Annotated in this window: 3 protein-coding genes; all 3 read right to left on the reverse strand. The window is 67.8% G+C overall.

Going from position 1 to position 6,342, the window contains the following annotated elements; all coding sequences use genetic code 11:
* Window positions 1-384: 384 nt before the first annotated feature.
* Window positions 385-1,572 carry a low temperature requirement protein A gene (locus ABD987_RS44390; protein WP_345409061.1) on the reverse strand — a complete coding sequence of 396 codons (1,188 nt, stop codon included), beginning with the start codon at window positions 1,570-1,572 and terminating at the stop codon, window positions 385-387.
* 464 nt (window positions 1,573-2,036) lie between these two features.
* A complete protein-coding gene (locus tag ABD987_RS44395; RefSeq protein ID WP_345409063.1) occupies window positions 2,037-3,527 on the reverse strand; it encodes an MFS transporter in 1,491 nt (496 codons plus the stop codon).
* A partial coding sequence (gene dnaE / locus ABD987_RS44400) for a DNA polymerase III subunit alpha (RefSeq protein ID WP_345409065.1) occupies window positions 3,527-6,342 on the reverse strand: 2,816 nt, incomplete at its 5' end. The genes ABD987_RS44395 and dnaE, both read right to left, overlap by 1 nt.

The raw sequence follows: 6,342 nt of genomic DNA on the forward strand, positions 1-6,342 counted from the left end.
CAATGTCTTCAAATTCGATCGAGGCATGTAATGCTCTCAAAGGAAACCCCAACGAGGCAGGGTTTCAAACAAATAAGCTCTACTGGCTTAGTTCACTAGCACACTGTTGAGTTCTCAAGCAACACACTGAATTGCTTCAAGCGATATTCATCAAGCTTTGTTTCCGAAGGCGCACCCGACACCCCGCGAAACTCGCGCTTCTCAAGGGTGGATGTGCTCTCCAGGTTTTGGGACCACCCACTCTACCACCTTCGTGGGAGCTTGGTTCGTGGCCCCGGTGTCCGCCCGGTTTCCCTGGCGACTTGGAGAACTTTACACGCCCCTGAACGGGGTGAAACAGGGGGGTACCTTAACGCGCCGACGGGCCGCTGACCTGCGGAGATGTCAGGGCTCCCGCTCACCGTGGGTCGCGACAACGGTGAGGGCCACGAGCGCGGCCGCGAGCACCGCGGTCACGTGGATCGGCGCCGGCGTGAACGAGGCGGCGAGCACGAGCACCGCCGTCACCGGGAAGCCGATGGCGATCGGGCGGCACTCGTTGGTCGGGCCGATGTGCAGCAGCCAGACGCTGAGCAGGAACAGCGTGACCGGGACCGTGGTCACCAGCGCGGCGGCGAGACCGGGAATCGACGTCTGGTGCGTGTCGTAGTCGACGGCGACTTCCAGCCCGGTGCCGATCGCGGCCGCCGAGCCGAAGATCAGGTAGTGGCCGTAACCCCAGCTCATCGTGGTCAGCATGCCGGGGTTCCCGCTCAGCCGCCGGTGCCCCGGCTGGTCGAAGTACAGCCACCACAGCGAGAACACCAGGACCAGCCCGGCGACGGCGAGGCTCACCAGGCCCGCGACGTGCCCCTCCTTGATCCCCTCCCGGATCGCGTTCGTCGCGCTGAGCACCGTCTCGCCGAGCACGATCAGCGTGAACAGGCCGTACCGCTCGGCGATGTGGTGCGGATGCCACGTGGTGCCCGCCCGGCTCTCGGCCAGCATCGGCACCGCGAGCTCGGCCAGCACGATGACGGCGAACGCGGGGAGACCCACCGCGTCGGGCAGGGCGAGGCGCACCACCCACAGCACCTGGCAGATCGTGATCCCGGCGGCGTACCACAGGGCCGTGACCCGGAGCTCGGGTGAGGAGCGGGCCGCGCGCAGCCACTGGGCGACCAGCGCCAGCCGCATGACGACGTAGCCGGCGACCATCACCCGGAAGTCGCCGTCGAACGCGCTCTCCACGCCGGCCGCGACGGTCAGCCCGCCGCCGATCTGCACCAGTGTCGCCAGGCGGTAGGGCACGTCGTCGGTGTCGAACGCCGAAGCGAACCAGCTGAAGTTCAGCCAGGCCCACCAGATCCCGAAGAACACGAGGACGAAACTCACTGTTCCGTGCCCGAAGTGCCCCTCGGCGAAGTCGTGGTGCAGATGTGCGCCCGCCTGGCCGACCGCGACCACGAAACAGAGGTCGAACAACAGCTCCAGCGGGGTGGCGACGCGATGGTGCTCGGCACTGTCCCTCGACCGCATGGGCCGGTACCACACCCTGATCCGGTTACCCGGTCGCGCGGACTCTTCGGACATCGGCGCTCCTGTGCTCGGCATGATCACGAACGCCGTCATCCCAGCACGATCGGGACGCGGGAGCGAGCGCGACACCGGCGGCGAGAGCGGGAAAAGGTGAGCGGGCCCGGTTCCCCCTCACCCGGGCCCGCTCGATGCCTCCGCGCTCACCGGTACCCGAAATGGCTCCTCCGAGCTGGCGCCGAACGGTCCCCCGCGGACGCCGACGCGCTTTCTCAGGAGGTGACAGCGGTGTCCATTCCCCTCGCACCCCGGACACCCCGTCGCCCTGACCGGTCGCCCCATCCCCAGGAGGCCGGTCGGGCTGCCACTGTAGGTAATCGAAGTGGCGCACTGGAGGCCCCGTTAGGTCTACCCGGTTGCTCTGAGTAGCGCCAGTGGTTCTCCGGGCCTGTCACCCGGATGGAGCAGCACCTTTTATGCGCTGCGTAATAGGTCCCTGCTGTCGTATGGACACGAACGGATTACCCGCGCTGGATGTCGGCGGCCGAGGTCTCCGCTTCGCGCCGTTCCCGGTCACCTTGGGTGAGCAACGCCCGTGCCCGGCGGGCCCGCAGTTCGAGGACGGCGAGCACGAGCGCGGCACACGTGACCACCGCCGCGCAGCACATCGCGACGGACAGCGCGAGCGGGTACCGGCCCGGGGCCGCGACCACCACCGACTGGAAGACCGACGCGAGCACCGCCGTGCCGATCGCGGTGCCGATCCGCTGCCCGGTCTGCAGCGCTCCCCCTGCCGCGCCCGCCATCGTGGGCGGCACGCATTCGAGGGTCAAGGTCGTGTTCGGCGAGATCACCATGCCGCCGCCGATCCCGGCGAACACCAGCGGCGCGATGAACGCGACACCGGCCATCGACGCGGGCACCAGCCCGGCGAGCAGCGCGATGACGAGCAGGCCCACGGCGACCATGGCCAGCCCGGTCACGGTGAGCCGTCTGCCCCAGCGCGGCACCAGCCTGCCCGCCACGGCCGCGGCGACCGCCGAGCCGAGTGCGAACGGCGTCACCGACAGCCCGGACTGCAGCGGGGTGTAACCGAGCCCCTGCTGGAAGAACATCGCGAACACCAGCCAGATCCCGGCGAACCCGCAGAAGTACAGCGCGCCGACCGCGGCTCCCGGCGCGTAGCCGGGAGTGCCGGTGAACAGCCGGATGTCGAGCAGCGGTGGTCTGCCGTGCCGGACGAGCGCGCGTTCCCAGCGGACGAACGCGAAACCGAACACCACCGCGACGCCGAAGAGCCACCACAGCCGGGACAGCCCGCCCTGCTCGGACTCCACCAGCGGCAGCAGCACACCGAGCACGGCGACGGCGAGCAGCAGGATGCCGACGAAGTCGATCTCGGTGCGCAGCCGCACCCGGCGCGGCTCGCTCTTCGGCAGCAGCCGCAGCGCGAAGGCGAACGCGACGACACCGATCGGCACGTTGACGTAGAACACCCAGCGCCAGCCGTCCGGGTCGCCGAACGCCGCGAGGATGACGCCGCCGAGCACCGGGCCCACCGCCGTCGAGATCCCCACCACCGCGCCGAACATGCCGAAGGCGCGCCCGCGTTCGGCGCCGCGGAACATCTCCTGGATCATCCCGCTGTTCTGCGGGGTCAGCATGCCCGCCGCGACGCCCTGGAGCAGCCGGGCGACGATCAACGTCGTCTCGTTCGGCGCGGCCCCGGCGAACGCGCTGGTCGCGACGAACGCGGCCAGCGCGAACAGGAACATCCGGCGTCTGCCGAAGGCGTCCCCGAGCCGTCCGCCGGAGACCAGCACCAGTCCGAAGGTCAGCGCGTAGCCGGAGACCACCCACTGGATGCCGCCGTTGGTGGCGTGCAGGTTCCGCTGGATCGAGGGCAGCGCGGTGTTGACGATGCTGACGTCGAGCAGGCCCATGAACCCGGCCGCGAGGGTGACGGCAAGCGCTTTCCATCGTCGCGGGTCGGGTTCGTGGGCCTCGGACATCAGCTGTTCGCGGTGATCCCGCGGATGCCCTTCAGCTCACCGATCAGCATCGAGGTGACCTTGACCGGGTAGTCGTAGAGCGCGAAAACGGTCTGCTGCCGCTGCCCGACCAGCTTGAGGTGCACCGGGGTCTCGCCCTTGTGCGCCAGCAACGTCGACTTCAGCTCGCTGACCACCGACTGGTCGATCTTCTCGGCCGCGGCGAGCAGGACCAGCGGTGGCTCGTCCTCGCCGTTGGCGATCTCGGAGAGGTCGAGCGTGGCGAGCCCGCCGCCGAAGACGGACATCTTGTCCTCGCGCCAGTTGACCCTGCCCTTGACCAGTACGGCGTTGTCCTCGATCAGGTCGGCGGCGAACAACGCGTACGACTTGGGGAAGTAGAGCACCTCGATCGCGGCGTCCATGTCCTCGACCGTGCAGATGGCCCAGGGTTCGCCCTTCTTGTTGACCCGGCGTTCCAGCGCGGTGATCAGGCCGGAGATCACCACCTCGCCTTCCCGCGGCGGGTCGGCGAGCAGGGCCGCGATCGGCCGCGGCGCGTGCTTGCGGAGGATGCGCTCGGCGCCGTCGAGCGGGTGCGCGGAGACGTAGAGGCCGAGCATCTCCCGCTCGTAGGCGAGCAGCTGCTTGCGCGGGTACTCCTCCTCGCCGAACTTGAGGTGTGCCAGCGGCGACGAGGCCGACGCGCTCACGGCGTCCTCGGCCGACTCGTCCCCGAACGACCCGAAGAGGTCGAACTGGCCCATGGCTTCCTGGCGTTTGAGGGGGACGACGGCTTCGACGGCGTCTTCGTGGACCTGGATCATCGACAGGCGGGTGTTGCCCATCGAGTCGAACCCACCCGCCTTGATCAGCGACTCGATCACCCGCTTGTTGCAGGCCACCAGCTCCGACTTGTCCAGGAAATCGGTGAACGAGGAGTACTTCCCCTTCTCCTCACGCGTCTTGATGATCGACTCGACCACGTTCGCGCCCACGTTCCGCACCGCACCCAGCCCGAACCGGATGTCGTCCCCGACGGCCGCGAACCGCAACGCCGACTCGTTCACATCCGGCGGCAGCACCTTGATCCCCAACCGGCGACACTCCGACAGATACACCGCCGACTTGTCCTTGTTGTCCCCCACCGACGTCAGCAACGCCGCCATGTACTCCGCGGTGAAATTCGCCTTCAGATACGCGGTCCAGTACGAGATCAGGCCGTACGCGGCCGCGTGGCTCTTGTTGAACGCGTACCCGGCGAACGGGAGGATCGTGTCCCACAGCGCCTTGATGGCCTCGGAGGAGAAGCCGCCGGGGACCAGCTCGCTCGCCTTCATCCCGGCCTCGAAGCCCTCGAACTCCTTTTCGAGGACTTCCTGCTTCTTCTTGCCCATCGCGCGGCGGAGCACGTCCGCGCGGCCCATCGAGTACCCGGCCACCTTCTGGCCGATGTGCATGATCTGCTCCTGGTAGACGATCAGGCCGTAGGTGTCGGCCAGGATCTCCCGCAGGGGCTCGTCGAGCTCCGGGTGGATGGGCTTGACTTTCTGCCGGTTGTTCTTGCGGTCGGCGTAGTCGTTGTGCGCGTTCATGCCCATCGGGCCGGGGCGGTACAGCGCGCCGACCGCGACGATGTCGTCGAACTGGGTCGGCTGCATGCGCCGCAGCAGGTCACGCATGGGCCCGCCGTCCAGCTGGAACACGCCGAGCGTGTCACCTCGGGACAGCAGCTTGTAGGTCTCCTCGTCGGTGACGTCCAGGGTGTCGAGGTCGACGTCGATGCCGCGGTTGGCCTTGATGTTGTCGATGGCGTCGCCGATGACGGTCAGGTTCCGCAGGCCGAGGAAGTCCATCTTCAGCAGGCCGATGGCCTCACACGACGGGTAGTCCCAGCCGGTGATGATCGAACCGTCGTCACGCTGCCAGAGCGGGATCGCGTTGGTCAGCGGCTCGCTGGACATGATGACCGCGCAGGCGTGCACGCCCGCGTTGCGGATCAGGCCTTCGAGACCGCGGGCGGTCTCGAAGATCGTCTTGCACTCTTCGTCGGTCTCGACCAGCGCGCGGACCTCGGCGGCCTCGCCGTAGCGCTCGTGCTTGGAGTCGACGATGCCCGAGAGCGGGATGTCCTTGGCCATGATCGGCGGCGGCAGCGCCTTGGAGATCCGGTCCGCGATCGAGTAGCCGGGCTGTCCGAAGTGGACACGGGCGGAGTCCTTGATCGCCGCCTTGGTCTTAATGGTGCCGAACGTGATGACCTGGGCGACCTTGTCGACGCCGTACTTGTCGGTGGCGTACCGGATCATCTCGCCGCGCCTGCGGTCGTCGAAGTCGATGTCGATATCGGGCATCGAGACGCGCTCGGGGTTGAGGAACCGCTCGAACAGCAGCTTCTGCGGGATCGGGTCCAGGTTGGTGATACCGAGCACGTACGCGACCAGGGAACCGGCGGCCGAACCACGGCCGGGGCCGACCCGGATACCCACCCGGCGGGCGTAGTTGATGAGGTCGGCGACGATGAGGAAGTAGGCGGGGAACCCCTTGCCGATGATGACGTCGAGCTCGATCTCGATGCGCTCGTTGTAGTACGGGTCCGGCACGCCGTCCGGGTACCGCCACTTGAGACCGCGCTCGACCTCGGCGCGCAGCCAGGTGCCCTGGTCGTAGCCGTCGGGGACCTCGAAGAACGGCAGCCGGTCCTTGTGCGCGTAGACCTCTTCGTAGGACTCGACGCTCTTGGCGATCAGCAGGGTGGAGTCGGCGGCACCGGGGACCTCCTTGTCCCAGTACTCCCGCATCTCCGCGGCCGACTTCAGGTAGTAACCATCCCCGT

The organism is Amycolatopsis samaneae (assembly GCF_039541975.1).
In the GTDB taxonomy this organism is placed as follows: domain Bacteria; phylum Actinomycetota; class Actinomycetes; order Mycobacteriales; family Pseudonocardiaceae; genus Amycolatopsis; species Amycolatopsis samaneae.